The 2988-nt window shown below is 43.6% G+C and carries 4 protein-coding genes; 3 read left to right on the top strand and 1 reads right to left on the bottom strand.

Annotation, left to right across the window (positions count from 1 at the left end):
- The 3 genes from AB4653_RS22955 to AB4653_RS22945 form a co-directional block, all read left to right on the top strand.
- On the top strand, window positions 1-361 hold a 361-nt coding region (locus AB4653_RS22955; RefSeq protein WP_372105406.1), incomplete at its 5' end, for a flagellin.
- 237 nt (window positions 362-598) lie between these two features.
- Window positions 599-913, top strand: coding sequence for a N(4)-acetylcytidine aminohydrolase (yqfB, locus tag AB4653_RS22950; protein WP_009846506.1), 315 nt, complete (start codon window positions 599-601; stop codon window positions 911-913).
- A gap of 68 nt (window positions 914-981) precedes the next feature.
- On the top strand, window positions 982-1431 hold the full coding sequence (locus AB4653_RS22945) for a hypothetical protein (RefSeq protein ID WP_102257340.1): 450 nt from the start codon (window positions 982-984) through the stop codon (window positions 1429-1431).
- Between the two features lie 120 nt (window positions 1432-1551).
- Here AB4653_RS22945 and AB4653_RS22940 read toward each other — a convergent pair whose 3' ends face one another.
- The gene (locus AB4653_RS22940) at window positions 1552-2790 is read right to left on the bottom strand and encodes a leucine-rich repeat-containing protein kinase family protein (RefSeq protein ID WP_102257339.1); all 1239 of its coding nucleotides are present in this window, start codon (window positions 2788-2790) and stop codon (window positions 1552-1554) included.
- Between the last annotated feature and the right edge of the window lie 198 nt (window positions 2791-2988).

Raw genomic sequence — 2988 nt, 5'->3', positions numbered from 1 at the left:
AGCAGGTGCGAAACCTGAGGACCCAAAAACGCTAGAGGCTAAGCAAGTTACGGTTGATAGTATCGACGTAACGTCTGTTGGTGGTGCACAAGAATCTGTAGCTGTTATCGATGCGGCACTTAAATATGTAGATAGCCACCGTTCTGAGCTTGGTGCTTTCCAAAACCGTTTCGACCACGCAATTAACAACTTAGACAACATCAACGAAAACGTTAATGCATCTAAGAGCCGTATCAAAGATACCGATTTCGCTAAAGAGACGACTCAGATGACTAAATCTCAGATCCTTTCTCAAGCTTCAAGCTCGATTCTTGCTCAAGCGAAGCAAGCTCCGAACTCGGCACTTAGCCTACTAGGTTAATCGGTTGAAAGGCCACATTGACCATGTGCATTATTGTTTATAATCGTCAATGTCAGGCTTCCACAAATTAGCTCGTGGTGAGAGATGAGCGCTAAATAAACCCAGCTTCGGCTGGGTTTTTTATTGCCTGCTATTTGGCTTTGCCGCATTCTCTCGCATCTAATTTTTATTCGCTTGAACAAGCATTCTGGTATATAAACATTTACCTAACCTTTAAATGTTAAGCGACCGAGATAAATGACCGCACCGACTACTATGACGTTCTTCGAACGTTTTGAAACTGACATCCTTTCTGGCAAGAAGACGATTACTATTCGCGATGAATCTGAGCGCAATTACCAGCCAGGTAGCGTTGTAGAAGTATCAACGCTAGAGCAGGGACGTGTATTCTGTAATCTTAAGATCATTAGTGTAGAACCAATCTTGTTTGATGACTTAGGTGAGTTCCATGCGGAGCAAGAGAACATGACGCTAGAAGTCCTCAAGGGTGTGATTCAAGATATCTATCCGGGTATCTCTCAACTGTATGTGGTTTCTTACGAGCTTGTGTAACCCGCTTTAAATAGAATTTGTTGATCAATACAGCGTCTAACGCAGAGCAATGAGAAAGGGAAGTCACAATGAGTGAATTACAGAATGGTGCAGCTCAGCAAATTTTGCTCCAACTTTATTGTCGTGAGCAAAATGAGCAGCCGTTAATCTCTAGAACTGATCTCGACCTTGCTCTTTATGATAGCGAAGGCTTTCTAGCGTGGCGTGATACAAAGCGTGACTTCATTGTCAGTGATATCGAGAATCGAGTTTGGGTGAAGAGTTGCCCCGGCGGTTACATCACTGAAGTACACTTCAATGCTGACGGTTCTCTGATTGAATATCGTTTGTTCGATCGATTTGAAACAACAGGGCAGTGGCAACTAAAAGATGGGTTGTTACACGTCGAGATTTTGAAGGGCGAGAATCGCTACCAGTTTACTGTTGTGGCTCGTGCTGATCTCAATATTCACTCTGCGGTGGAATATAAAAATGGTGAGCTGCATTCGTATCTGAAATTGGTGCAGGCTGAGCGTTAATCCCTTTTAGCCGACCTTGCTTGTCCATTAGAATAAGTGATATTCCAAGAATAAAAAAGCCAACAGTGATGTTGGCTTTGTTGTTTTCAATTCGACCGATTACTTCCAATCAACACGCCATTAAGCTTCGAAGTTCGCCAGTTGAGTATAAAGCTCGCTGTCTTGATCTTGCTTTGCACAAACCGTCAGTAGGTCTTCAATAAAGTACTTCAATGCACGCGCTTCAATTCGACGAATGCCTTGTTGCTGCTCTTCAGTCAGATAACCGTAGATAGTTGCTGCTCCGAAGTCACCAAAGATCATCTGACCTTGCTCGTTAACCAAAGTGTTGTGTGCGTATAGATCACCATGACAAACTTTGTTGGCATGAAGGTGTTCAAACACATCAATCATCTGCTCTGTAATACTATTGATCTTAGCAATTGAAAGCTCGAAGCCTTCATTGAACGTATCGCGAGTGCAGCTTTCAAGAGTAGGGGGCAAACCTAGGTTGTAGTAGTTGCTCGGGATAAGCTCCATCACCAATGCTAGGTAGTTATCTTCATCAACTTGTGCGATAGACTTCACTAGGTTGCTATGTTGGCCTGCTTGAAGACATGCTTCAAGTTCATCATGTGGGTAACCGTCACTGGTCACTTCGCCTTTGAATACTTTAACCGCCACTTCTTGTGGGAAATCAAAGTCACCGTTTAACCAGTTAGCATGAGAAATTACACCAGACGCACCTTGGCCCAGCACTTGATTGAGTGAGTAGCATTGCGAGCTTACGGCAGGCACGCTATCTAAGCTACTTGGATGTTTGCAAAATGGGTTACCCGCAAACGCTAACCAAGCCAGTTTTGGTAGCTTGATAAGGAACTCTGGGAATTCAGTCAGTTGGTTTGCAGACAGACGAACCAGTTCAAGGTTTGATAGCTTTTCCATACTTTCTGGTAAAACACGAATCTTGTTACCTGCCAATGCGAGCTTTTGCAGGCGTGGTCTTTCACCTAGTGAGTGAGGGAGAACCTCAATTGCATTGTCTGTCAGGATCAACCAACGTAATTGAGCAGGTAAAGATTGCTCGCTGACGGTTTTAATTTGATTAGATTTGAAGCCAACCATTTCGAGCTTAGGAAGAGTACCTAGAACATCAGGAAGGTGCGTGAACAGGTTATTCGACGCGAAGATGATACGCAGGTTAGTCAGCTGTGATAGCTCGTCTGGTAAGCTTGATAGTTGGTTTCCATAGAGGTCTAGAACCTCTAGAGAATCGGCAAGATCTAAGATCTCTAATGGAAATTCAGTGAGCTCTGCTGACAGTTTTAAGTGCTTAATCCCTTTAAGTTGCCCTGATTTAAGTTGTTCTAGAGTATGCAAACCTTAGCCTTATGAATAGATGTTCGAGGCGTGTAGTTTACTTGTCTCAATCGAGAAAGGCGAGCACCGGAGCGATGCTCGCTTAACTACACTAAGTGAACGAATTTACGAAGGTTAAAGTCGTATATGGTTTTGGCTGACGCCGACCTCCTTAACAAAATCAGCATCATGACTCACCAAGATAAATGCGCCTTGGTA

It is taken from the genome of Vibrio sp. 10N.222.48.A3 (assembly GCF_041475345.1).
GTDB lineage: Bacteria > Pseudomonadota > Gammaproteobacteria > Enterobacterales > Vibrionaceae > Vibrio > Vibrio tasmaniensis_A.
Note: the sequence above shows the minus strand (reverse complement) of the source record. Positions and strands in the feature narration are given on the sequence as shown.